The following is a 25,250-nucleotide window of genomic DNA, read 5'->3' on the forward strand; positions in this document are numbered from 1 at the left end:
TTAGTTCAAAAAAATCCCCAAGCTGCAGCTTAGGGATTTGTGTATAAGAGACAGGTGTTGAACAGCCTTTCTATAGGGTTTGTTATGCGTGATTAAGTAGATGTTTTTCTAAGTAGTGCGCTACCGCTTCATCAGCACTTGAACCGATAACCTCATTATCTGGCAGGGCTTGTTTCACTTTGTCATGAGAGGTGCCCATGATTAAGCCTTTACCTGCCATTGATAGCATTTCAACATCATTCATTCCATCACCAAAGGCAATACAATCATCTAATGTCAGCTCGAGCGCTTTGGCTACAGCGGCTAAGGCATCGCCTTTAGAGACGCCAGCATCCATCACTTCTAAGCACCAAGGTGTAGAAAACGCGATATTAGCTTTGTCTTTAAACTCTTGATTAAATGCTTGCTCCCACTTCACCATTTTCTCATGGTCAAGATCATCTCGGGTGAAGAAGACTTTTAATACGTTATCTGTCGGCGGGTTCTCAACATCAAATAACTGGTAGTTAAAGCTATCGTGGAAATCACGCAGTGCTTCATTTTCGTGATTGAGTAGCCAATGGTCGCCTTGGTACAAGTGAATGTGTAACTCAGGATCGTGCTTTGCTAGTGCAATAACGCCACGGATCACTTCAGGGCTTAAACTTTGTTGAAACACAAGATTACCGTCGGCATCATGCACACTGGCGCCATTTGATGTGATCATGTAAGCCGGAATACCCAGTTTTTCACGCATTTCAGCGACATCAATATGGTGGCGACCTGTTGCAAATACAAAATGCTTATCGTGCTGATAAAGACGCTGTAAGACATCTTGAGTAAACGGGGCGATCTTATGCTCAGGAGTAAGCAGGGTGCCATCTAGATCTGAAGCAACAATTTTAAACATGTGAACTCTCGATAGTAAAACGGGCGGTAATGGTATGTAGCATGCCAATGAGAGATTAATTCTAGAACAAGTCAATGAGGAAAAAAGAGGCTAAAGTAGGATAATTAGACTTCCGCTTTTCGATTACTTGATAAAAACGAAAGTCTGTTAGTGAAGATTAAGCAAAATGCGCCAAGAGTGCGGTGATCGCTTGATTACGGAGCGGATCACTTTCAAATAGGATCTCATGGCGAGAGCCTTCAATAATCTGAAAATCACAGTGTCCTGAGCCTTGGTTTAATTTTTGATGAAAGCGCTGCTGGCAGAGGTTATCGACAATTTTGTCTTCACTGCCTTGAAGTAACAGAACAGGGATTGTGATGGTATGGGCTTGCAGGATCGCTCGACGGGCCGCTTTAATACTTTCCCATACCCAGTGATTACTTGCACCGCCAATGCGTAATTCAGGACGAACATCATAAAGATCGCGAAACCATTGGTAACGTGTTTGGCTATGGGTCAGTAAGTTGCCATCGAACGGCTTTGCATAATAGGGCTTTTGACCAATAGCATACTGAGGTTGACGACGAAATAATTCGGTGATGCCGATCAAGGCTTCGGCAAAGGGCTTTAAGTAAGGTTTAACATAGATACCATGCATCGGCGCACTAAGCACGGCGCGGTCAAAAAGAGTGGGATAACGAGCCAGTGCTAAGCTGGTGATTGCTCCTCCCATTGAATGACCAAGGATGAAGTGCTGTTTATAACCTTGTGGTTTGACGATGTTTTGCATAAAAAGATGCAAGTCTTCAACGTAGTCATCAAAGTCTTCGACATACCCCAATTCATGATCGGCGACTAAGCGTTCAGATACGCCCTGACCACGATGGTCGAAGGAATAAACATGGTAGCCTTGTTTGACTAAATCATAGAACAGCTCTTGGTATTTCCAATAGGTTTCTACGCGCCCATTAACCACGATAATGACTTTATCACTGCGCTTTGGGGTTAAACTGACCCATCCTAATTCACATTGTTTAACACCCGTGAATTTTCCTTCGTGACGTTGTTGCCACATTTCAGTTACCGCACTCGTCATTGTGTGGTTGAAATGTTCTTCTTGAGAAAAAGGGGGAAAAGTCGAAGGTTGACAAGTCATTAAAGCGCGTCCGAAATTTATCTGTTTGAAAAGCATCACAGCAAATTATGGCGTGGCGATTACTGTGGATTAGTCAAAAAATGTATACTTGATACAGTATACCTTATTTATCTAAGACAGAATAAGTGTATCCATATTGCTTTATTTGTTCTATTCAGGGTATAAACGCATTTTATAAATGTCATAAAAATTTCACTGAGATCACATGAGTATTGATGTTTGGTTAGCATATTTGCTCGCTGCAGTTATCTTTAGTTTTGCACCTGGCTCTGGCACCGTAAATTCAATCAGTAATGGGATGGTTTATGGCTGGCGTAAGTCATTAGCCTCTATTATTGGCTTGCAGTGTGGTATGGCTGCACACATCATTCTTGTTGGCGTAGGGCTAGGAACGATAGTCGCCGGCTCTGAGTTGGCTTTTACCATTATTAAGTGGCTAGGTGCGGTGTACTTAGTGTGGCTCGGGATCCAAAAATGGCGTGAGAAGTCAGCATTAGCCTTAGATGAGCGTGATAGCTCCGTATCAGCTGCCACATTGTTTAAACGAGCAGTGTTTGTCAATTTGACCAATCCCAAAACAATCGTGTTCTTAGTTGCGTTATTTCCCCAATTTATCAATCCATTAGAACCTCAATTACCACAGTTATTAGTACTTGGTATTACGACATTAGTCGTCGATGGTTGTGTAATGTTATTTTACGTACTATTAGCATCCCGCTTTACCCGCTATATTCGCTCAACAACGGTGATGTCTCGTTTAAATCGTTTATTTGGCTCTATGTTTATCGGATGTGGTGCTTTACTTGCCTTGGCTCGAGCGTAAATTTTGATGATAGATAAAGGAAAAGTTTGATGTATTCCTATGTTGCTCGTCAGCCAATTTTTAATCGTAAGCAACAGACGATTGGCTATGAATTATTATTTCGTGACGGAGAAAGCAATGCTTTCCCGAATATCGATGCGAGTGAAGCAACATGTCGCTTAGTCATGGAAAATTACATGGCGATTGGCGACAACCGCTCTTACAAAGGTCAGCGAAACTTTATTAATTTTCCTGAGCATTGTTTGATTGAGTTGATGCCATTATTGTTGCCTAAAGATAAAGTTATTATTGAAATCCTTGAAAGTTGTCATCCAAGTGACGAACTTTTACAAGCCGTTAAACACCTCTACCAAAAAGGCTATCTCTTTGCTCTTGATGATTTTGATTGTTGTCCTGAATGGCAACGATTCTTACCTTATGTGTCGGTGATTAAATTAGATTTACTGGCACTTGGGATTGATCAAGCCTGTCAATATGCACTAGAAAATAAGCACTTAAAGGCGAAATTTTTAGCGGAAAAAGTCGAAACCTATGAAGATTATGCGCAAGCACTTGATGCTGGTTTTCATTTATTTCAAGGTTACTTCTTTAGTAAACCGGAAGTACTAAAAAGCCGCAAGGTAGCGCCGTCGGAGCTAACAACGGTACAACTACTGCATGAAATCTCCCATGATCCAGTGGATTTTTCGCGTATCGAAACCATCATTAGTCGTGATGTTTCACTGTCCTATTTATTACTTCGTTACGTCAATACTGTGACCAAGCGTTTACGCTCGCCGATCAGTTCATTTCGCCAAGCTTTAGTGTATTTAGGTGAAGATAATTTACGCTTATTCATTGGTGTTGTGGCGACCGCACATGCTGCGCTTGATAAGCCAAAAGAGCTTTATGCCTTATCGTTATTACGCGCCAAGATGTGTGAGTTACTGGTGACAAAAGGCGGCATTGTACTGCGCTCAGAACAAGCTTTTTTAGCTGGTATGTTCTCGTTACTGGATGCCTTGCTTGATAATTCATTAGAGAGCTTATTGGATATGATCCAGCTTCAGCCTGAAATTAAATCCGCACTTTTACAACGTAATGGACGATTAGGCTTAGTGCTGGATGTGGTTGATGCGTTTAGTACTGCAGATTGGACACGGGTACAGATTTGTTGTCAGGTGCTTGGGATAAAAGAAAAAGTGGTGCATGAAAGTTATTTAGCAGCGGTTGAGTGGGCAGATAAATGTACCGCAGTGAATTTAAAGCGATAAAAAATGGGGGCTATGTAGTCTCGCCCCCGAATAGGAATCGTAATATTATAGTGTGCGAGTCAGAGGGAGCAACGCCGTTGATACAGCGCTGCAAGGGCATAATATGGCCTGACTAAATCCATATCAGCTTGTTTATCTATTATTTATTGACGGTATGCGTTCAACATCCATAGCAATTTTTCTTGCTCACGAATGTAATCTCCCATCAATGCAGCGGTACCTTCATCATTAGCATCACCTGCTTTAGCTAAAATTTTACGCTCTAAACGTAGCAAGACACTAAAGCCATTCACTAAACCTTCTACACAATCTTTACCTTGCGTTGCATTGCGATGCTCTTTGATATCACTCGCATCTAGGTAACTGCTGAAGCTGTGATCTGGCGTATGACCAAGGGTTAAAATACGTTCTGCAAGTTCATCGATTTTTAGCTGAAGATCGGTGTAGATCTCTTCAAACTTCACATGAAGTTCAAAAAATTCTTGGCCTTTGATATTCCAGTGATAGCCACGGGTATTCATGTATAACACTTGGTAATCTGCTAATAATTTATTGAGGTCTGTAGCCAGAGCTTGTGCTTTATGGGTATCGAGACCGATTAAATTCATTTCGCTAGTCATGCTACTTTCCTCACATATTCGATAAATTGGATAGAAAGGTTATTGCCTTTCAGAAGATGGGATCAGTATAGGAAGAATTTAACGATAGGTATAACTGTTAGGTTCTATCGAATCAATAGGAATTAGCTATGTAAAATTAGCTAGATAGGCGAAAGCCACTCGATGTGATTCGGCAAGTATCGGGTGGCTTTCTAAAAATACTTATTAATATTTACTTTACGCTGCGATTAAATCGCCGTGGCAGTTTTCACCATAACAAGGGGTGACACCGCAAATGCGGTTACCAGCTTCTTTACCCATTGCATAACCTTGCTCTAATTTATCCAGATTGCGTGTCAGACGACCCACTTGAAAGTCATTATTGGGTGCAATCACGGTGATTTTGCAGTCTTTGGGTGGATGATTAATAAAATCGAGTGCAGTGTTATAACGCTGTGCTCGTTTGATCACCGCATCAGCAAACGCAGGGTGATCGTGGAACATGGATTTGATCAGCCATGGCACCTTAGTTTCAGCTTTATGGAAACCTAAAGGCTTAGACAGTACTACCGTAATATCACGGGCCCCGCGACGGTAAGCTTCAATCACAGGGATGGAATCTGCGACACCGCCATCACTCATTGCAACACCATTGATAGTAGGGTTATGACGATAGGCAATGGGTAAGGCACAAGTGGCTTCCATCACGGGGGTCACGTTATTGCGAGTGACTTCAATGTACTCGGCTGCACCTGTTTCTAGATTTGTTGTGGTGGCAAATAAAGGGATTTGACGTTGCTCATATTTATATAAATTAAGTGGAAGATGGCGGGTACTGGTACGCCATAGCCAATCAATGTCAGTCAGGTGGCCACCATGAGTAAATCGTGAAAAATTAATAAACTCAGGATCACGTGAATATTGGGTAATGATTTTATGGCTGCGACCGTAGTTACCACACAGGTAACCAATGAGATTGGTTGCCCCAGCTGATACCCCAATCGCAAAATCAAAGTCAACATAGTTGTTATCTAGAAAGGCATCCAACACACCGCTTGCAAAAATACCACGCATCGCGCCGCCTTCAACAACGAGTGCCCGAGAATTTTCTGCTGTGTTCATACCAAGTGCCTATAACTAGAAATAAGTGACCGATATCACAAGAATAAATCTAGCTTAGCAGTAGTAATAGTCGGTTTTTCTTATTGCTGTGATAGGAAAAACTTAACCTTTTTCTGCTTGTGTTGCGGTCACGCTTTGGCTGAGTACCTTAATACACTCAGAAAGGACTGGGTTTAAGGTTTTACTGGCGGGATAACATAGCCCTAAACGGCGGAACATCCTTGGGCCTTCTAGTGGTACTGTTACTAATTGATTGGCACTTTCTAGCACGCCTGTTGGCAAAAACGAAATGCCAAGCCCTGCTTGAACCAAGTGCATCACCTGCGTTTTATGTTCAGCTTTTGCGACGAGATTAACGGATAGGCCATCACAAGCAAGTAAACCAATGGTTTGCTGGTGGGCTTCACAAGGTGGACACTCAATAAAATCATGTTGGTGCAATTGCTCGGGTGTGACAGATGTTAAGCACGCAAGTGGGTGATTGGGCAACATACACAACACATAGTCTTCATCCCATAGTGGCAAAAAGATCTCATCTTCAGCTTTGAACATATCGAGGGTTAAGCGTGCATCCGCCGGCTTGTCATGATCAACCAATTCGAGCGATAAGTTGGCAATGTTGTGGTGTAAAGTCGCAAACACCTTCGCCAACTGGCTTTGGCTGAGATCGGGGAAGTTTGCCAAGGTCAGCGGTAATCGCTCAGTACGCTGTTGGAACAATTGCGGTAGGGTATTTACGTCATTGAGTAAACGGATCGCTAATGGGTATAAGTAATGGGCTTCATCGGTAACATCGACCCCTTTTTTATGGCGCAAAAACAGGACGGTATTAAGCTCTTGTTCTAGCTGTTTGATACCGTTGGAAATTGACGGTTGAGACACAAAACAGCGCTCAGCGGCAAGGGTAATATTTTTCTCTTCATAAACCGCAATGAAAAAGCGTAGCAGTCGTAAATCCATCGTAAGTAACCTTCTATGATGCTAAGTGAGCAGGTTATCACAGCAATAGGATTTAGCGGGAAACAGACGTAAAAAAGCCGGACATGATGTCCGGCTAAAGGGAATAATTGGTGATTAACTTGCAATGTTGTAGTAAGTATTAGCGCCAGGACCGACAGGAATACCCAGTACGAACACCCAAACATAGAACATGATGCTCCAGCCAATCACGAATACAATTGAGTATGGCAGCATGGTTGAGATCAGTGTACCTAGACCTAGGTTCTTCTGGTAACGGGTTGCTACAGCTAGGATCATACCGAAGTAGCTCATCATTGGTGTGATGATATTGGTTACTGAGTCACCGATACGGTACGCCGCTTGGATCGTTTCAGGCGCATAGCCTACCAGCATTAGCATTGGAATAAAGATAGGTGCGGTTACCGCCCACTGTGCCGATGCTGAGCCAATCATTAGGTTGATAAAACCACACATTAGAATGAAAGCGAAGAATAGCGCAGGACCCGTTAAACCAATCGATTGTAGGAAGTCTGCACCACCAACCGCGAATACTTGACCGAAGTTCGTCCACTTAAAGAACGCCACGAATTGTGCAGCGAAGAACACCAGAACAATGTACATACCCATTGATGACATTGACACTGACATCGCGTTGATCACATCACGGTCGTTCTTCATTGTGCCTACCACTTTACCGTAAACAAAGCCTGGAATAGCGAAGAACACGAAGATAAATGCCACGATACCTTTAAGGAACGGAGAGCCAGCCACTAAACCTGTTTGTGGGTTACGTAGAATACCGTCAGCAGGAACAATCGTAAGTGCAAGCAGCGCTGCAACAACTAGGGCAGCAAGACCTGCAGCTTTTAAACCTTTCTTTTCAAGCGCAGTCAGTTTGCCCATTTTATCTTGGCTTAAATCATCACTGGCTTCAGCGTCATCGTATTTACCTAGTTTAGGCTCAACGATTTTCTCAGTAACGAATGCACCCATGATGGTAATGGCAAAGGTTGAGGCAAACATGAAGTACCAGTTAACTTCTGGACCAACAATGTAATTAGGATCGATCATCTGTGCTGCGGTTTGGGTAATACCCGATAGCAGTGGATCAACGGTGCCAAGTAATAGGTTGGCACTGTAACCACCTGATACACCAGCAAAAGCGGCAGCCAGACCAGCTAATGGGTGACGACCTAACGAGTGGAATAACATGGCTGCAAGTGGAATAAGTACTACGTAGCCAAGCTCAGAGGCGGTGTTAGAGATAATACCGGCAAATACTACGACCAGCGTTACCATGCGACGAGACGCGCCCATTACCAAACCACGCATCGCAGAAGATAGTAGACCTGAGTGCTCTGCAATCGCGACACCTAACATGGCAACCAGTACGGTACCTAATGGTGCAAAGCCAGTGAAGTTTTTCACTAGATTAGCAACAATGAGTTGTAGGCCTTCAGCATTAAATAGACTGACCACGTGGATCATACCGTCAGCGGCACGACCAGCAGCGCCTTCAGGACGAGGATCGGCAACAGAAACACCAAAGTAGCCTGCAATGCCGGAGGCAACTAAGATCGCGACGCAGAAAATAGCAAAAAGAGTTATTGGATGTGGTAATAGGTTACCTAACCATTCCACAGTATCGAGAAAACGCGTAAAAAGCGTCTTTTTAGGTTGCTGTTGTTGTGAAGCCGATGAATGCATCACTACCTCCGTTATAGTTTTAATCCCATCAATGGGTACTGCTTTTGTAAACGAGATGTTATCTCGTTGTTTGCTACAAGATCAATGCTAAAGTGTTTCAGAATGTAAATACTTAACTAATAAATCTTTAATCGTCGGTAAATGTGGAGTTTTTAATCAATTGTTAACGGATTAGGTTTGAACTGGAAAATTAAAATGTCGTGTGATTGGAAAAATTAATGATGAAGGAAGGTTATCCATAGTTTTTTTTTATGATAATCCTAAGAAAACGATATTTTTCACCCATAGTAATTACACTTATAGTGGATGCATCAACAACATGTCGGCCTGTTGAATCTTTTTCGAATTCTCAAAGTAGGAAAGTCTTATGTCTAAATCTTTAGTTGTTATCACAGGTGCAAGTTCGGGTATTGGTGAAGCAACAGCACGTCAATTGTCTGCAGAAGGTTATCCATTATTATTACTTGCGCGTCGCGTTGAACGTATGGAAGCCATGAACTTACCAAATACATTATGTCGAGAAGTTGATGTTACTGATGCGCAAGCCATTCAAGTTGCCGTTGCTGAAGCGGAAGAAAAGTTTGGTCCTGTTGATTGTTTAATTAACAATGCTGGCATGATGCTACTTGGCCTTGCTGATGAACAAGATCCAGCAGAATGGCAGACGATGTTCAATGTTAATGTGATGGGGATGCTAAACGGTATTCATGTGGTACTAGCGGGCATGAAAGCGCGTAAACACGGTACAGTGATCAACATTAGCTCTATTGCTGGACGTAAAACTTTCCCTAATCATGCTGCTTATTGTGGTACTAAGTTTGCCGTTCATGCGATCACTGAAAATATCCGTGAAGAAGTGGCAGATGACAACGTTCGCTTTATTACTATTGCACCAGGTGCAGTTGAAACTGAATTACTGAGCCATACCAGTAGCGATGCAATTAAAGCTGGCTATGAAGAGTGGAAAGAAGGCATGGGTGGGGTGATTGCGCCTCAAGATATTGCTAATGCAATTAGCTACGCATACAACCAACCACAGAATTTATGTATTCGTGAAATTGTGCTGGCTGCAACGCGCCAACAGCCATAATGCGTTGGCGTTGGCGTTGGCGTTGGCGTTGAAAGGGGCAATGTCAGCGTGTTGTGAGTAATGTTAAAAAGACACGCTTATTCAATACATGTTATTGATCCCCTGTTATATTTAAAGAGAAGTTATTGGTATCAGTGATATTAATAGCTTCTCTTTTTTGTATCAGAGGGATAGGTAATGAGAGAAAAAGTTGGGTATTTCGATCTCCTGCGAGTGGTTGCAGCCATTGCTGTTGTCGTGATCCATGTTTTAGGGCCGTATCGAGAACAATTAGGGCAAATACCTAACTGGGAATGGGTAACAGCAATAACATTTAATAGTTTTAGTCGCTGGGCTGTTCCTATTTTTATAATGATCACTGGGGCATTAATGCTCAGTGATGAACGACCTTTTGAAGGACGTTACTATTTAAAACGTCGTGTTGGTAAGGTATTGATACCTTTTGTGGTTTGGTCAGTGTTCTACGCTTTCTTCTCGGCATTTTCTGCATCAGGCACAGACTTTTCGGCCAGTTGGAAGTTACTGACAGGCATGCCTTTTCACGAAACCTATTATCACCTAGGTTTCTTTTACTACTTTATTCCTCTGTATGTCATTGTGCCTTTCTATCAATGGGCGGTTCAGCGCATGGAGCCAGGCCAAGTCAAAGGTGTGGTGATGGTATGGCTGGTGATCACGGGATCGTACTTGTACCACATTGATGGTTTATGGAGTGAAACTTACCTGCTATATAGCGGCTATTTAGTCCTCGGTTACTGTCTGTACAAATATTATTGGCCTGCGATGAAGTGGCTTATTCCTTTAGCTATTGTGGCCTTGTTGGTGACAGATTTTATGGTAGTGAGTCATAGTTTAACGGCTGGCGAATATAAAATAGGTCGCTGGTTATCATACAAAACCCTGAATACAGCAATAGCGGCCGCTGGTGTCTTTGTTTTGTGTCGTTACATGTTTGATAAATTTAGTGAGAGTACGCGTTCTCGATTAGCAATGCTGAGCCGCTATAGCTTAGGTGTATATTTGTTGCATCCCATTTTCTTATGGCCATTGCGAAATTATGATTGGTATTTTGCGAATCCTCTGATTGCTGTCCCTGTTTGGACAGTGATAGCGGGGGGACTTGCGTTAGGGGCTAGCTGGCTATTAAGCCGCAGTCCGAAAACCGCTTGGCTGGTCCCATAAAATAACAAAGCCTGACACAATGTCAGGCTTTTTTATTGCATCATATAGGCGGTTTAAATAGCGTTAATCACGTTGTAAGGCAAAGTGAATAAACTGCTGTCCACGATAGGTCATCGTGCCTTTATCTCCCGGGTTTAAAGCATGGTAATAATGGATGCCTACCATAAATTCACGCTTTGGCCCTCCTGACACCGGCTCAACATAAATCCAATATTCCTCATCATCTTCACCGGGTTGAGCCCCAATGATTTTATTGCTCTGTTTATCGAGGATCATAACGTCGAGTTTTTTCTCTGGCGCGCCAAGCCCCAGCATATGTCGACGATAGCTAAAAATAAAATAGCCAAATGAGAAGATAAATAGAATGCAAATTGCCACGATGATCCCTGTTGGCATAACACTAACTCCTTGAACGATGAAAGACAGTTTCATGGCTATTATTCACACTCAGTGAAATATCACTAATCAATGGATAGAAAAGCGTGATCTATACGTGACAAAATGAAGTAAAAATTATGTTACCTATCTTGCATATTGGCACTTTAGTTGTAAGGTAAAGGTATGGCATCAACAAGGAGTGGGCTCATGATTGATATTGAGCAAGTGATTGATCGTTCTCGCCGTATTGAAGATTTATTACGTCAGCATTATCACGCAAAAGGTTCTGATCTTCAGCAATTAATTGGCAGTTGTGAAGATCGTCTACCACACGATGTGTTAATGAAGCTGGATAAGGTTGCTGAATTAAATAAACAATTCACTTCATCTGATACATTGGTTGATTCGAGTGATGAATTTATAGAGTTATGTAATTGGTGTGAGAAAGAGCTAGCACCAAGAAGTAGTCGGTTGGTATGGGGCGTGGCGATCACATTATTATGTGGCTTTACACTTGCGGCAATATGGTTTTATAGCCTTAACTGGCACCATATTAAGCTGTAAGCGCTAAATATTAGATTTTTTATTAAGCCTGGGGCAGTGATGCGTCAGGTTTTATTTTATTTAAAAATCAAAAAATTGTAGGAATTTAATACAAATATTCGTATTTGTGTGACACAGATAAAAAAATGGCGCCAATAGGCGCTATTTTTTTGAAATTGATAATTCTTTTAGTAAAGAACTGGCAATGTCATTAGGCCTACAACAACTGCAATCATCATAAGTCCTTGTTTTTGAGAGGGGGTCATTGTTTTGTTATCCTTTTTTAGTGGTTATTTTTTTCTTGACAAAAAGAATAACATTTTTTTAACCACTTTGGCAATTTAGATTGGTTAAAAACTTAGATAAAAACATTTTAAAATCAAGATAAAGCTTTTAAATGGAAGAGAAAGAGATTTTTATTGTTTTTTTTACTAAGGGTTTATTTGTTTTTGCTCGAGCTTATATTATTGATTTTTATTTGTTATTTTTATTTTTCATTGCTGGTGTTAATTGTTTGGTTGAAAAAATGACTGTTTGTGTTGTCTAGGCTTTTGTCCTTTTGTTTATTCTAACTTTTCTATCGTAATGTTTGTTTTTTTATAACTAAATCAGTCGCTTTTTGTGTTTTTTATTACCTAAACGCCTATTTGGACTGTGTTTTTATTTTTTGGTGCTTTATTCACCAAGGTGGTATGCGTAAAAAACAACGGTGATAGCATCGTGATTATTCTTATCTTTATGTTTTATTAAGGTTTTTATTGTAGCTTTTATATTATTCTTGAAGCTGAGGTGTTTTTCTTAGGTGTAAAGTGCTAAAAAATTAATAAAATAGCTTTTCATGAGAGGTAAACGGTTGCTTTTACAATTTATCAAAGGTGTATAGAGGTCTGTTATGAGGGAGTTGTACGTTGTTTCTGATTATTGAGATGGCAAATACAATAATATTTGCTCACCTTTACAAAGAGTGTATTTAAAATCGTAGTGAATGTCTGATTATGTGGTTATGTATTATATTTTTAGCGGTACTGCACATTACTGCTGCTTATCGAGGACCACGCTGGCTTTACTATGTCAGTAAACCGTTAACGGTTATGTTGATGGTAATACAATGCGTATGGAGTGGTGCCCCCAGTTTTTATTACTGGGCAATTGTTGTAGGGCTTTGCTTTTCAATCATTGGTGATATTTACTTAATGTTGCCAGCAGATCGCTTTCTCGCTGGTCTGATGAGCTTTTTTCTTGCTCATATTGCTTTTACCGTCGCATTTGCCAGTCAATGGCAAGGAACAATAAGCTGGTGGTTGCTTGCGCTTTGTCTGGCCATCGGTATTGTGGTTTTCTTACTGTTATTACCCTCTCTAGCACCATTACAAACGCCAGTTGCTTTCTATATACTCATTATTATGGCGATGACCTTTGCTGCTGGGCAGTATTGGTTGTTGTCCCATAGCCAAGCCGCACTATTTACCATCGTTGGCGCTATTTTATTTGTGCTATCAGATCTGACCTTGGCTGTTAATCGTTTTAAGGGTGAGTTCGGTGCTGCAACGGTCATCATTATGTCGACGTACTTTATTGCCCAAGGTTTATTTGTTGGCTCGGTACTCGTTCTATAGCCTGTCATTTGAGGAGTTATCTATGTCAGAGCAATGGCAGTGTATCTATAGCGCTTGTAATAGCTTGGAAGCGCATAGCGTGAAAGGGTTATTAGAAAGTGAGGGAGTTAATGCACGGTTAACGGGTGAGGCGTTAGGTGCAGCGATGGGAGAGCTTCCAGCGAATGTTGTTGAAGTGAAAGTATGGGTTGAGCAATGGCAATGGCAACGCGCACAAGGGATTGTCAGTGATTATAAACGCACTGATTACCATGATTGGCATTGTTTGCAGTGCGGTGAAGTGAATCAAGGGCAATTTGAACTGTGTTGGAATTGCCAATGCGATCGCGATCAGACTCCGTAGTCTTAAGTCTTCGATAATAAAAAAGCGAACCATAAGGTTCGCTTTTTTGTGTTCTATTTTTTACATCATATGCTTACGGCGGATATCAAGCAGGGCGAAGATACCAAAAATTAAAATGGACCATTTCTCCCAACCGGACATGTTAATTTTATCGCCAAATGCACCAATAAATATCAGCATTTGCAAACCGTGCATCATAAACAAGAACGCTGTCATGATATATAACGCCATAGCAGCAACGCCAGGGAATGGGTGAACGATATTAATCAGTAGTACCAGCCAAACAAAGGCAATGGCAAGTTTTGCGATAAGTATTAGCGCCTTCATGGTTCCTCTCTTGCAAATAAGCGGTAGCAAACCTGTCCTGCCGTTTTTTCACGGTGTAGGTGCCAATGGTTTGGCGTTATCAGGTTGCCCAATTCCTTTTCTGCTTCAATATAAATCATTGCATGGGGAGCAAGCCAGCCGTTGTTTTCCAATGCGGCGATCACGTCTTGAATAAGATCTTTTCTAAATGGAGGATCAATAAAGACTAAATCATGTGCACGTCCTTGTTGTGACAAAAACGTTAAGCTGTCACCATTAACCACAGTGGCATTTTTTGCCCCAACGGTTTTTAAGTTTTGCTCTAATTGATTCGCGGCTTTTTTGTCGAGTTCAAGCATCGTGACGCTTTCAGCACCACGAGAAAGAGCTTCAAAACTTAAACCGCCGCTACCAGCGAACAGATCAAGGCATTTAGATTGATAAATGTCTTGCGCTAACCAGTTGAAAAGTGTTTCTTTTACACGGTCAGTGGTCGGACGTAGTCCTTCGACATCATGAACGGGTAATTTGCGTCCACGCCATTGTCCGCTAATGATGCGAACGAACCCGCCAGGACGATTATTTTGTGGTTTGCGAGTTGTTTGTTGTCTACGCTGCGTCATAGATTTTTTTGACCGTTAAGAAAATGATAGTATACACCTGTTTTTAGGCTGCAAATTGTACCAATCAAGCGCTAGGATTCGCCAATGGCAGAAAAAAAGAAACGCGGTTTATTTTCATGGCTCGGATTTGGCTCTGAAGATAACGATGCTCAAAAGGAACAAACTACTGAACAGTCAGTAGTGGATGGGGCTATTGATAGCCCTGAATCAACACATTCCTCTGACGAGGCGAAGACGAAAGTTGAGCATAATGATGATGTTCAAACTGACGAAAGCGCTGTGGCAGAGCAAGAAAAGATTGCTAAGACCGATGATGTCGAATTGGCAAAGACGTTGCAAGTAGATGACGCTGAAAAAAGCAGTGTTATTGAAGAAACTGTAACGATTGAGCCTGAAGCTTCAGATGTTCTTGAGCCTTCTAATGTAATAGATAACGCTGAGATTGTAGAGCCTATCGCTTCGGCAAGCGTTGAAACAGTTGAGACTGAATCAGCGACGGAAGAAGAGATAGCAAAACCCGTAGAGCAAGAAAAACCGAAATCAGAAGGCTTTTTTGCTCGTTTGATGCGTGGATTAAAGAAAACTAAAACCAACTTTGGTGCGGGTTTCTTTGGCTTATTTAGCGGTAAGAAAATTGATGATGAGCTGTTTGAAGAGCTGGAAGAGCAGCTGTTGATTGCAGATGTCGGTATGGATACCACGCTGAAAATCATCGAAAATCTGACTGATAAAGCATCAAAAAAGGAACTTAAAGACGGTGAAGCTCTCTATGGTTTACTGAAAGATGAATTAGCAGGCATGTTAGCAAAAGTCGAACAACCTTTGGTTATCGACACCAGCAAAAAGCCTTATGTCATCTTAATGGTAGGCGTAAATGGGGTAGGTAAAACGACCACGATCGGTAAGTTAGCTAAGCAATTCCAAGCGGAAGGTAAATCTGTGATGTTAGCGGCAGGTGATACATTCCGTGCTGCTGCCGTAGAGCAGTTACAAGTTTGGGGCGAGCGAAACAACGTTCCTGTTGTTGCCCAGCACACTGGCGCTGATAGCGCATCGGTGATCTTTGATGCCATTGAATCGGCAAAAGCCAAGAACATTGATGTGGTTATTGCCGATACTGCTGGCCGTTTGCAAAACAAAGGCAATTTAATGGAAGAGCTGCGGAAGATTGTCCGTGTAATGAAGAAGGTGGATGTGGATGCACCTCATGAAATTATGCTAACTGTCGATGCAGGTACTGGTCAAAATGCCATAAGCCAAGCGAAATTGTTCAGTGATGTTGCCCCTGTATCAGGGATCACTATCACCAAATTGGACGGTACAGCAAAAGGCGGCGTGATCTTTGCGGTGGCAGATCAGTTTAATATTCCGATTCGATACATTGGTATCGGTGAAGGCATTGACGATCTCCGTCCATTTGCTGCAGAAGAATTTATTGAAGCATTATTTAGTGATGAGGAATAAAGTGTGATTCGATTTCAGCAGGTAAGTAAAGCTTATCGTGGCGGTAGGCAAGCCCTACAGAAAGTAGATTTTCATCTACGTCCAGCAGACATGGCTTTTTTAACTGGTCACTCTGGTGCCGGTAAAAGTACTCTGCTGAAATTAATTTGTGCTTTAGAACGACCAAGTGATGGTCAGATCTGGTTTAACGGTCATGACATCACGCGATTACCAAATAAGCAGATCCCTTTTCTGCGTCGAAATATCGGTATTATTTTTCAAGACCATAAATTGTTAATGGATCGCAGTGTTTACGACAATGTCGCGTTACCACTGCGGGTTGAACAAGTCTCGGAAAATGAAATTAAGCGCCGTGTTTGTGCGGCACTTGATAAAGTTGGCTTATTGGATAAGGCAAAATGTTTGCCGATCCAATTATCTGGCGGTGAGCAACAGCGTGTGGGTATTGCCCGCGCTGTTGTTAACAAACCTATGTTACTGCTGGCAGATGAGCCAACCGGTAACCTAGATGCGGATTTATCACAACAAGTATTGCGCTTGTTTGAAGAATTTAATCGTGTTGGGGTCAGTGTTTTAATGGCCACCCACGATACGTCATTATTAGCGAGTCGAAACTATCGTCGCTTTGATTTACAAAAAGGAAATCTAAGGGAGCTTACTCATGGCGCGTAAATCTACGGGTTTTTTTGCGATTCATTGCCAACAAGGAAGTGCCGCATTAAAAGATATGTTTCGTCGTCCTCTTGGTAATTTCTTAACCTTAGCGGTACTCGCATTTGCATTAACACTACCGTGCACCTTTTACCTAATGGCAAAAAACATTACGGTAGTGGCTGATTCTTGGCAAAACCCTAGCCAAATTACGGTGTATTTGAATAACGGTGTCAGTGACAGTGATGGTCAAGCTTTTGCAGATACGATCAAAACCTGGCCTGAAGTAGAAAATGTTCAATATATTTCAGCGGCACAAGGGCTCGAAGAGTTTCGTCAACATGGTGGGTTTGAAAAAGCATTGAGTTTGTTTGATAGCAAAGATAATCCATTACCGGCTGTGGTGATTGTAAAGCCTGCACCTGATTGGCAAAGTGACGTACAAGCACGTGCGTTAGCCGATAAGTTAGGTAAAGAACCACAAACCAATGAAGTACGTTTAGACAGTGATTGGCTTCAACGGTTAGCTGCAATTCAAGATCTTGCGATAACATTAGCGGCCTTGATGTCGGGTTTAATGCTCTTTGCCGTGTTCCTCATTGTTGGTAATACATTACGTTTACAAGTGTTAAGCCATAAAGACGAAATTCAAGTCATGAAAATGGTGGGAGCAACCAATAGTTATATTCTGCGCCCTTACCTTTATGTTGGCGCATGGTATGGCTTGATTGCCGCTGTGATTGCGTGGGTGTTGACGGCAGTGGTGACATTATTGCTTGATGATGCGGTGGCAAAACTCGCTAACCTCTATGGCAGCAATTTTAGAATGATCGGATTGAGCTGGGATGAAAGCTTAATTATGGTTATGCTAGCTACCTTCTTAGGATTATTAGCGGCACGCTTTTCTGCGGGGCGCCACCTTAAAGAGATCGAACCTGTATAACGTGTTGTTTCTCAGTTTCGATACCTTTTTTATTTATTAATGATGCCTGTAATTCATATTCATTTGTGCTTCGGCTTGCAATTGAACTATGTTTACAGGCATTATTGCAGGTTCACGTAACGTAAGCCGTCGTTTATTTATCGTTACGATAGAACAAAAATAGCACAAACACGCGAGGTCTTTGAATGTCACAAGAGATGTCTGCAATGGCTCTGGTATCAACGGAAAGTTTGGATAGTTATATTCAAACCGTCAATCGTTACCCAATGCTCACGCCTGAACGTGAGAAAGAGTTAGCTGAACGTCTGCATTACGATGATGATATTAACGCAGCAAAAGCACTGGTAATGTCGCATCTACGCTTCGTTGTGCATATTGCTCGTGGTTACTCAGGTTATGGCTTGCCAATTGCCGATCTTATTCAAGAGGGTAATATTGGTTTAATGAAAGCGGTGAAACGATTTAACCCTGAAGTTGGGGTTCGATTAGTATCCTTTGCCGTACATTGGATCAAAGCAGAAATTCATGAATACGTATTACGTAATTGGCGTATTGTGAAAGTGGCGACGACTAAAGCACAGCGTAAATTATTCTTTAACCTACGTAAGTCGAAAAAGCGCTTAGGTTGGTTTAATAATGATGAAGTCAACATGGTCGCAGAGCAGCTTGGAGTTGAGCCTTCCGATGTTCGAGAAATGGAATCACGTCTCGCAGCGCAAGATCCTACGTTTGAAATGCAGAATGATGATGATGAGCGTGATACTGCACCTATGGCACCGGCTTATTATCTTGAAGATAAAAGCTCTGATGTGGCATTAACGTATGAAGAAAATAATTGGGAAAATCATGCTAATAATCGATTATCCCAAGCGTTAGCCAGTCTTGATGAGCGTAGTCAGCATATCGTACGTTCACGTTGGTTAGACGATGAAAAATCAACGTTGCAAGATTTGGCAGATAACTACGGTGTCTCTGCTGAGCGTATTCGCCAGTTAGAAAAAAATGCGATGAAAAAGTTAAAAGATGCCGTGGGCGACTTTTATTGAACCGCGCTATTATAGAAATGAAAGCCGACCTAAGTGTCGGTTTTTTTGTGCCTGAGGATCCTAAATGACGTCGATAAAGCAGAGTGATCTAACGGAACTGGCGTAATTGACTATTACCTTGAATATAATGAGACAAACATCACAATTGTGAGTATCTCTGTGTACTAAAGGAAACCTTATCCACAGCTTATGATCGGATCCGATCTACATGTAGTGGATCCTTTATTGCCTAAACACATTATCAACGCAATTCACAGTGTTTTCCACAGCTGGTTACTTTATGTTCGTGTTGTGGTTATGATCAGCGGCAAGCCCTTGTCTTCATTTGAAACTTCATTGACCGATAAGATGTCGGTGTGTGGATAAACCTTGTTTTTGGCGTGGAATATATTCCCTAAAAGCTGAGGTATACTGTGCTTAATAATGATGTCGCGTAGTGAAAAGTCAGGATCTTGTGAAAAGGATCTTGGTTGGCTAATCGGATCGTATTATTTAATATTTGTAGATCACGATGCGTGATAATAATAAAAAGTCAGGTAAAGGAAAGTCATGGAACAGTTTCAACATATCTCAGTCGATCAGGCTTATCAGCTATTACAACAAACGGATAATCAGGCAGTTTTAGTTGATATTCGTGATCCCCAGTCATTTGCCTTAGCACATCCCGAGCAAGCATTTCATTTAACTAATGACACTATGGTTAGTTGGATGGATGAAGTCGATTTTGAGCAGCCGGTGATTGTGATGTGCTATCACGGTATCAGTAGTCAAGGCGCGGCACAGTATTTGATCAATCAAGGTTATGAAAATGTGTATAGCTTAGATGGAGGCTTTGAAGGTTGGCGTCGTGCAGCATTACCTGTGATTGAAGCATAAATGGTTTACAGTGGTATCGAGAGCGCGATAATGATAGATCTTAAGTAAGATTCTATTTTCGAACAGAAAGGTCATTATTATGTATCGCTTAGCGGGATTTTATAACCCACGACAGGCACAAGCTTTTATCGATTATATGGCCTATCGAGGTATCGAAATATCGATGGCGCCAGAGCCGGAAGGTAAATTTGCATTATGGTTGGCAGATGAGCAATACCTTGTTGAAGCAGAAGCTGAGCTTAATGCATTTTTACTTGACCCCAATAATAGAAAATATCAAGCGGCATCTTGGCAAGTTGCTGAAAGCCGAACTGCAAAGTTTAACTACAATAATCCAAGTTTGATCAATATGGTCAAAGCTCAAGCCGGTCCTTTTACTTTATTGGTGATGGTCGCATCACTGGTGATTTATGGCTTATGGTTACTCGGCTTTGAACAGGTCTTATTTGAGTGGCTACATTTCCCGTTTATGAATGGCGATCAATGGGAATTATGGCGCTACTTCTCCCACGCATTACTGCACTTTTCTCCTCTTCACGTGATTTTTAATTGCCTATGGTGGTGGTTGCTGGGGGGGCAAATTGAACGTCATAGTGGTTCTGCTAAATTAGTACAGATTTTTTTACTGTCCTCATTAGTTTCAGGTTTTGGTCAGTTCTGGCTTGATGGGCCTAATTTCGGCGGTTTATCTGGTGTGGTGTATGCGCTATTAGGCTACATCTGGTGGATGGGATGGCTGGCACCACAGCGAGGTTTAGTGATTGCCCGCTCTTACGTTGTGTTTATGTTGGTATGGCTAGTGATTGGATTCGTTGAACCGATGGGCATGTCGATTGCCAATATGGCGCACTTGTTTGGCCTCATTTCTGGCTGTGTGATTGCGTTATTTGACGCTAAAGTGAATCCATTAAAGCAAGCGAAATAACCCAGAGAAAATATCGTTAAAGAGGAAGTTTGCTTTAACGATATTTCACTGCCTTTTCTTTATTGATAAAGAAACTTAGTAAAGAGCAGTTCAGCGACGGGCTGTTGGCGTGTTTCTGCTAGTAGGAGTCGATTGACTTGATCTTGACAGGCTCGACGAATTTCTTCACGGCCAGCAAGTGACTTGATTTTTGCTTCTGGTTGTTTACTCACAATATCAATAATGGCATCACGAATAAGCGGGGTGTGGTGTTCAATATTGGTTAAGTAAGTTTGATTATTGATCATCAAATCGACTTGGAGACGAATATAACCCAGCCGTTTACCTTGGGTAACATAGTTGGTTGTGATGTCAGGCTCTAGTGTGTAGTAAGTGATTTGAGGGGGAGCGGTCACATCTTCACTTGATGCGAACGCCACTGGGCTTTGCAGCATGCTGACAAGCGTTAACGCTGCCGCAAAAACAGATAATTTTATCATTATACTTATCTTGTCCACGTAGTTTGTGAGAAACAGGTGTAATCTTTGCACGGTAACGATATTCGTACTGGTTACAGCTTGCTACAATAGCAGATCATTATGGTAATAAATTAACCGAATACAACCAAGTGTTATCGATCACGAGTTTGTTGATTAAGTAGTGAGAAAATGTCGGAATTCAAGCAGTTATATAGTCCGTTACTTGAAGGTGCTGTATGGTATCCAGCCTCTGAATGGGCATTAGAAGGACGTTCCGTTGGTTCTTGGTTACTCGAATCTAACTCTTTATCGCGTCGTTTAGCCGCGCATTGTCGTGTTTTCTCCGTCACAGTATTAGAGCAAAACGTACTAAAAAATAGTGAGTTATCACTATCAGAGCGTGCGTTGTTAGGACACAGCGATTGCCTTGAACGTATCGTTATGCTCAATGGCGACCAACAGCCTTGGGTCTATGCCCGAACGTTAATGCCGACTGCCATATTATGTGGTGAAGAAAGTGATTTAGCTGAATTAGGGGCTAATCCTTTAGGTTATCGAGTTTTTAATGGTAATAATTCCCGCCGTGATGCACTGGAAGTGGCAAAAATGGGTATGCCGGAACAATCGATTTGGGCACGTCGTTCACGATTATGGATTAATGAAAAACCTATGCTGGTAGCCGAGTTGTTTTTACCTCGCTCACCGGTGTATGCAAGGAATAACGAATGTTAGAAATGACAAAGGCGAGAGCGTTTTGGCAATTAGCGCGCTTTGATCGTCCAATTGGTAGCCTATTATTATTATGGCCAACGTTGTGGGCTCTGTTTCTTGCCGCAGATGGCATGCCAAATATCAATGTATTAATTGTTTTTGTTCTAGGTGTCATTTTTATGCGCGCTGCTGGATGTGTGATTAATGACTTTGCTGATCGTAATTTTGATGGTCATGTTAAACGTACCAAAGATCGTCCAATGCCATCAGGTAAAGTATCCGAGCGCGAAGCATTAGGATTATTTTTCTTATTAGTGCTGGTGTCTTTTTTACTGGTTTTAACCATGAACACCTTAACCATTATGTTATCAGTGGTGGGAGTACTATTAGCGGCATGTTATCCGTTTATGAAACGCTATACCCATTTACCTCAATTGGTTTTGGGCGTTGCATTTGGCTGGTCTATCCCAATGGCATATGCAGCACAAGCTGGTGATTTATCGCTGAGTGCATGGTTATTATTTGCAGCTAATATTTTGTGGACGATTGCTTATGATACCCAATATGCGATGGTAGATCGGGATGATGATTTAAAGGTCGGGATTAAGTCGACCGCAATTTTATTTGGGCGTTTTGATAAGCTAATTGTTGGTTTGCTTCAGCTCGCAACGTTGAGCTTATTGATTGCTGTCGGTATGGTATTGCAATTAGGCCAAGTGTATTACTGGGCGTTATTGTTAGCGTCAGGTTTGTTTGTTTATCAACAGATGTTGCTTAAAGAGCGCCAACGTGAAAGTTGTTTCCGTGCGTTTTTAAATAATAATTACTTCGGTATGATCGTCTGTTTAGGCATAGTACTAAGTGTTTGCTTTTAGTGAACAACGATTAAATGTTTGCCTTAATTGATTTCAGTTAGTGGATTGAATATATAAAAAAAGCGCCGTTCAGGCGCTTTTTTTATTTATATAATATTATTCGTGTTTGTCTTTATTATCATCTAAATGCATCACCGCTTGAATGGTAAGATTTACTTCTGGTGAGACTAATGATGTGAGTAAGTTCGCTAAGTTTTCTACTGGGCGAACGACCGCATGGCATTCATCGTTGAGATAACCTTCGCTTCGTAATGTTTTCACTAAAATACTAAAGACACCCTTATCGAAAAACTCTGGTGCATTGATCCCGTGTAAGCGACTTAGACGTTGAGCAAGAACTTGGCTGTGCTGCTCTAAATCATTTTTCGCCATTTCAGGCTCAGCACGCAGTAAGGTTAGCGCAATCGCATAACGTTGTAGTGTTTCAGAAATTGTGCGAGCCAATAACTGAAGAGGACCAATACGCGCGTTGTTAATGGAAATATTAATCCCATCATTCAGCAATAGACGCTGACGGACAAGCTCATCAATGATCTTATCAATCTCAGCATTGAGCTGTTCGTTATCAAAGCGTAAGAATAATTCAGCTTTCAAAAACGGATACAGTAACTCAACTTGTTCATGAATTTCATCATTGGTTAAACTTTGCTGCTGTACCACGATATGTGCAATCAACGACGGTAAGGCAAATAGGTGAATGATGTTATTACGGTAGTAGGTCATCAAGATTGATTGTTGACGATCAAGCGAAATAATATCGCCTAATGTGTCATGCTCAACCACGAATTTATCCATCGCAACCGCATGCTCAATCATCTGCTCGGCATTTTCTTTTGGCGTTGTACATTGGCTTGAGTATGGTGTATTACGCAAGAGTTCAAGATAGCATTCAATTTGCTGCTCTAGCACTTCACGGCTTAATGCGCGTTGTCGTGATGCTAGTAATGCAAGGGCGCATAACGTCATCGCATTGGTTGCGGCAGCGTCGTTAATATGCGTCATCATCTTAACGGCTAACTCGTTCACGACTGGTGTTAACCAACTTGGTTTCTGAGGTTCGATTGGGTTAATGTCTTTGTGCCACTCAGGTACATTGTCATTTAAGTATTGGTTAAGTGGAATAGGCTCACCAAAGTTGACATAACCTTCGCCTAAATTACGCAATTTACGTAATGTTCGAATAACTTGGCCGACATTTTCTTTCTCTTTACGCTTACCTTGTAGCTCTTTTGCGTAAGTACCCACTTCCATTACATGCTCATAGCCGATGTATACTGGTACTAATGTAACCGGACGATTTAAACCACGCAGCATGGCTTGAATCGTCATTGAAAGCATACCGGTTTTTGCTGGTAACAATCGGCCAGTACGCGAACGCCCACCTTCACTGAAGTATTCAACGGAATACCCTTTGGTAAATAGTTCAGATAAGTATTCACGGAATACTGTTGAGTACAGGCGATCACCACGGAAACTACGGCGAATAAAGAAGGCACCACCACGACGGAAAATGGGGCCAGCAGGGAAAAAGTTTAAGTTAATACCTGCCGCAATGTGTGGCGGTACTAAGCCTTCGTTATACAAAACATAAGACAGCAATAAGTAGTCCATGTGACTACGGTGACACGGTACGTAGACGATTTCATGACCATCTTGCGCTAACCGACGAACTCTTTGAGCGTTACGAATGTTAAGCCCTTGGTAGAGTTTATTCCATAGCCAACCCAGAAAACGCTCACCGTTTTTGATCAGTGGGTAAGAGAAGTCTGCCGCAATTTCTTCCATTATACAGATGGCTTCTTTACGAACTTTCTCAACGGGAACTTGGCGGCTGATCGCTTCTTCTTGTACCACTTTATCAATGGCTTTAGAGGCAAGTAGACGCTTAAACAGCTGTTGACGATCAGGTAGGCGTGGGCCTGACGTTGCAATTTGCTGGCGTGAGAAATGGATTTTTGCTACGCGTGCTAATTTTTGTGCAATCGCATCATCAGTGCCATGATGATCCGCCATATAACGTAGTGATACTGGCGTACTTAAACGTACCAAACAATCACGACCATTAGTCAAAATGGCCCAAAATTTCGCTGGACCATTTAGCGGACGTAAGGTTGCTTTACGTTTGGACTCTTTACCCGGCGCACGTCCCCATAAAATAGAAGACGGGACTAACTGAACGTTTAACTCTGGATCTTGTTTGTGTTGCTCAAGTAACTCGGTAAAGAGTTCAATCGAATCTTGAGGTAGGGCATTGTTAGTACCAAATACACTCGGACCTTCAGCAACAAAGACAAAACGTGGAAAGCTGTGACCGTTAATTTCTAATTTAGATAATGGATCAGGTAAGCCTAATGCTTTAGCACTGCTTCGTAGTGTTAACAAATCAGTATTAGAACAATACGGTAAAATGTAGGCGATTGGGCGCTCTAAATCTAATTCTAAATCAGCAACGGGATCAGATGGAATGGTTGCGGGTTTGACTAATAAAGAAAGCGGCAACTTTAATAATTGTTGATAAAATTTTTGCCAACGTGACATATTTATAACGAGCCTCAGAATCTTAATGCGCCGCAAGGATAGCAGAAAATGATTGATTTCATGCAGCTAAAAAACGGTTGATAGCATTTAAATTATCATTTTTTATGGTCTTTTATTGTTTCTTTTTTACGGTATAAGCGGTTTAAAAAACAATCTGGCATGACCAGTGTGTGAAATCTAATTGATTCTGC

26 protein-coding genes are annotated in these 25,250 nt (G+C 41.7%); 15 read left to right on the forward strand and 11 right to left on the reverse strand.

Features of this window, described 5'->3' with window-relative positions; all coding sequences use genetic code 11:
- Positions 1–82 precede the first annotated feature (82 nt).
- Together I3259_RS11720 and I3259_RS11725 are read right to left on the reverse strand one after the other, a co-directional pair.
- Positions 83–889, reverse strand: coding sequence for a Cof-type HAD-IIB family hydrolase (locus I3259_RS11720; protein WP_238029799.1), 807 nt, complete (start codon positions 887–889; stop codon positions 83–85).
- 157 nt (positions 890–1,046) lie between these two features.
- Complete coding sequence (locus tag I3259_RS11725; protein ID WP_238029850.1) at positions 1,047–1,967, reverse strand: alpha/beta fold hydrolase; 921 nt, start codon at positions 1,965–1,967, stop codon at positions 1,047–1,049.
- 265 nt (positions 1,968–2,232) lie between these two features.
- On the opposite strand from I3259_RS11725, the gene rhtB reads away from it, so the two are divergent.
- Positions 2,233–2,850, forward strand: coding sequence for a homoserine/homoserine lactone efflux protein (rhtB, locus tag I3259_RS11730; protein ID WP_238029800.1), 618 nt, complete (start codon positions 2,233–2,235; stop codon positions 2,848–2,850).
- A 29-nt stretch (positions 2,851–2,879) separates the two neighbouring features.
- Positions 2,880–4,103 carry an HDOD domain-containing protein gene (locus I3259_RS11735; RefSeq protein WP_238029801.1) on the forward strand — a complete coding sequence of 408 codons (1,224 nt, stop codon included), beginning with the start codon at positions 2,880–2,882 and terminating at the stop codon, positions 4,101–4,103.
- A gap of 143 nt (positions 4,104–4,246) precedes the next feature.
- Here the strand turns inward: I3259_RS11735 and I3259_RS11740 are convergent, their stop codons facing one another.
- The 4 genes from I3259_RS11740 to I3259_RS11755 form a co-directional block, all read right to left on the reverse strand.
- On the reverse strand, positions 4,247–4,723 hold the full coding sequence (locus tag I3259_RS11740; RefSeq protein ID WP_238029802.1) for a Dps family protein: 477 nt from the start codon (positions 4,721–4,723) through the stop codon (positions 4,247–4,249).
- 216 nt (positions 4,724–4,939) lie between these two features.
- Positions 4,940–5,824, reverse strand: a complete 885-nt coding sequence (locus I3259_RS11745) for a patatin family protein (protein ID WP_238029803.1) — start codon at positions 5,822–5,824, stop codon at positions 4,940–4,942.
- Positions 5,825–5,926: 102 nt separating this feature from the next.
- Entirely contained in the window at positions 5,927–6,784 is an 858-nt protein-coding gene (locus I3259_RS11750; protein WP_238029804.1) for a LysR family transcriptional regulator, read from the reverse strand.
- 114 nt (positions 6,785–6,898) lie between these two features.
- Positions 6,899–8,491: an AbgT family transporter gene (locus I3259_RS11755; protein ID WP_238029805.1), complete on the reverse strand. Its 1,593-nt coding sequence runs from the start codon at positions 8,489–8,491 to the stop codon at positions 6,899–6,901.
- 367 nt (positions 8,492–8,858) lie between these two features.
- Between I3259_RS11755 and I3259_RS11760 the strand changes: the two genes are divergently transcribed.
- Positions 8,859–9,581: an SDR family oxidoreductase gene (locus tag I3259_RS11760; protein WP_238029806.1), complete on the forward strand. Its 723-nt coding sequence runs from the start codon at positions 8,859–8,861 to the stop codon at positions 9,579–9,581.
- 177 nt (positions 9,582–9,758) lie between these two features.
- The gene (locus I3259_RS11765) at positions 9,759–10,763 is read left to right on the forward strand and encodes an acyltransferase (RefSeq protein ID WP_238029807.1); all 1,005 of its coding nucleotides are present in this window, start codon (positions 9,759–9,761) and stop codon (positions 10,761–10,763) included.
- Positions 10,764–10,826: 63 nt separating this feature from the next.
- On the opposite strand, the gene I3259_RS11770 is transcribed toward I3259_RS11765, so the two are convergent.
- Entirely contained in the window at positions 10,827–11,159 is a 333-nt protein-coding gene (locus I3259_RS11770; RefSeq protein ID WP_238029851.1) for a DUF2500 domain-containing protein, read from the reverse strand.
- A gap of 189 nt (positions 11,160–11,348) precedes the next feature.
- Between I3259_RS11770 and I3259_RS11775 the strand changes: the two genes are divergently transcribed.
- The 3 genes from I3259_RS11775 (at position 11,349) to I3259_RS11785 (ending at position 13,643) form a co-directional block, all read left to right on the forward strand.
- On the forward strand, positions 11,349–11,705 hold the full coding sequence (locus I3259_RS11775; RefSeq protein WP_238029808.1) for a DUF4145 domain-containing protein: 357 nt from the start codon (positions 11,349–11,351) through the stop codon (positions 11,703–11,705).
- A 974-nt stretch (positions 11,706–12,679) separates the two neighbouring features.
- Positions 12,680–13,300, forward strand: a complete 621-nt coding sequence (locus tag I3259_RS11780; protein WP_238029809.1) for a lysoplasmalogenase — start codon at positions 12,680–12,682, stop codon at positions 13,298–13,300.
- A gap of 22 nt (positions 13,301–13,322) precedes the next feature.
- Complete coding sequence (locus I3259_RS11785; protein ID WP_238029810.1) at positions 13,323–13,643, forward strand: DUF2007 domain-containing protein; 321 nt, start codon at positions 13,323–13,325, stop codon at positions 13,641–13,643.
- A gap of 60 nt (positions 13,644–13,703) precedes the next feature.
- Here the strand turns inward: I3259_RS11785 and I3259_RS11790 are convergent, their stop codons facing one another.
- Together I3259_RS11790 and rsmD are read right to left on the reverse strand one after the other, a co-directional pair.
- The gene (locus I3259_RS11790; RefSeq protein ID WP_005372036.1) at positions 13,704–13,970 is read right to left on the reverse strand and encodes a DUF1145 domain-containing protein; all 267 of its coding nucleotides are present in this window, start codon (positions 13,968–13,970) and stop codon (positions 13,704–13,706) included.
- Positions 13,967–14,572, reverse strand: a complete 606-nt coding sequence (gene rsmD / locus I3259_RS11795) for a 16S rRNA (guanine(966)-N(2))-methyltransferase RsmD (protein WP_045149839.1) — start codon at positions 14,570–14,572, stop codon at positions 13,967–13,969. The genes I3259_RS11790 and rsmD overlap by 4 nt, the downstream gene beginning before the upstream one ends.
- A gap of 84 nt (positions 14,573–14,656) precedes the next feature.
- Between rsmD and ftsY the strand changes: the two genes are divergently transcribed.
- From ftsY to glpG, 6 genes are all read left to right on the forward strand, one after another.
- A complete protein-coding gene (gene ftsY / locus I3259_RS11800; RefSeq protein ID WP_238029811.1) occupies positions 14,657–16,036 on the forward strand; it encodes a signal recognition particle-docking protein FtsY in 1,380 nt (459 codons plus the stop codon).
- Between the two features lie 3 nt (positions 16,037–16,039).
- Positions 16,040–16,708, forward strand: coding sequence for a cell division ATP-binding protein FtsE (gene ftsE, locus I3259_RS11805; protein WP_006647648.1), 669 nt, complete (start codon positions 16,040–16,042; stop codon positions 16,706–16,708).
- A complete protein-coding gene (ftsX, locus tag I3259_RS11810; RefSeq protein WP_238029812.1) occupies positions 16,698–17,630 on the forward strand; it encodes a permease-like cell division protein FtsX in 933 nt (310 codons plus the stop codon). The genes ftsE and ftsX overlap by 11 nt, the downstream gene beginning before the upstream one ends.
- 185 nt (positions 17,631–17,815) lie before the next feature.
- Complete coding sequence (gene rpoH / locus I3259_RS11815) at positions 17,816–18,676, forward strand: RNA polymerase sigma factor RpoH (RefSeq protein ID WP_238029813.1); 861 nt, start codon at positions 17,816–17,818, stop codon at positions 18,674–18,676.
- A gap of 549 nt (positions 18,677–19,225) precedes the next feature.
- Positions 19,226–19,552 carry a thiosulfate sulfurtransferase GlpE gene (gene glpE / locus I3259_RS11820; protein ID WP_238029814.1) on the forward strand — a complete coding sequence of 109 codons (327 nt, stop codon included), beginning with the start codon at positions 19,226–19,228 and terminating at the stop codon, positions 19,550–19,552.
- A 79-nt stretch (positions 19,553–19,631) separates the two neighbouring features.
- A complete protein-coding gene (glpG, locus tag I3259_RS11825) occupies positions 19,632–20,477 on the forward strand; it encodes a rhomboid family intramembrane serine protease GlpG (RefSeq protein ID WP_238029815.1) in 846 nt (281 codons plus the stop codon).
- Between the two features lie 59 nt (positions 20,478–20,536).
- Here glpG and I3259_RS11830 read toward each other — a convergent pair whose 3' ends face one another.
- Positions 20,537–20,956, reverse strand: coding sequence for a flagellar basal body-associated protein FliL (locus tag I3259_RS11830; RefSeq protein WP_238029816.1), 420 nt, complete (start codon positions 20,954–20,956; stop codon positions 20,537–20,539).
- A gap of 168 nt (positions 20,957–21,124) precedes the next feature.
- Between I3259_RS11830 and I3259_RS11835 the strand changes: the two genes are divergently transcribed.
- A complete protein-coding gene (locus tag I3259_RS11835; RefSeq protein WP_238029817.1) occupies positions 21,125–21,667 on the forward strand; it encodes a chorismate lyase in 543 nt (180 codons plus the stop codon).
- Positions 21,661–22,521 carry a 4-hydroxybenzoate octaprenyltransferase gene (ubiA, locus tag I3259_RS11840; protein WP_238029818.1) on the forward strand — a complete coding sequence of 287 codons (861 nt, stop codon included), beginning with the start codon at positions 21,661–21,663 and terminating at the stop codon, positions 22,519–22,521. The genes I3259_RS11835 and ubiA overlap by 7 nt, the downstream gene beginning before the upstream one ends.
- A 96-nt stretch (positions 22,522–22,617) precedes the next feature.
- On the opposite strand, the gene plsB is transcribed toward ubiA, so the two are convergent.
- Positions 22,618–25,059, reverse strand: coding sequence for a glycerol-3-phosphate 1-O-acyltransferase PlsB (gene plsB, locus I3259_RS11845; RefSeq protein WP_238029819.1), 2,442 nt, complete (start codon positions 25,057–25,059; stop codon positions 22,618–22,620).
- Between the last annotated feature and the right edge of the window lie 191 nt (positions 25,060–25,250).

Origin of the sequence: Photobacterium sp. Ph5, assembly GCF_022129445.1 — a bacterium.
Classification (GTDB): domain Bacteria; phylum Pseudomonadota; class Gammaproteobacteria; order Enterobacterales; family Vibrionaceae; genus Photobacterium.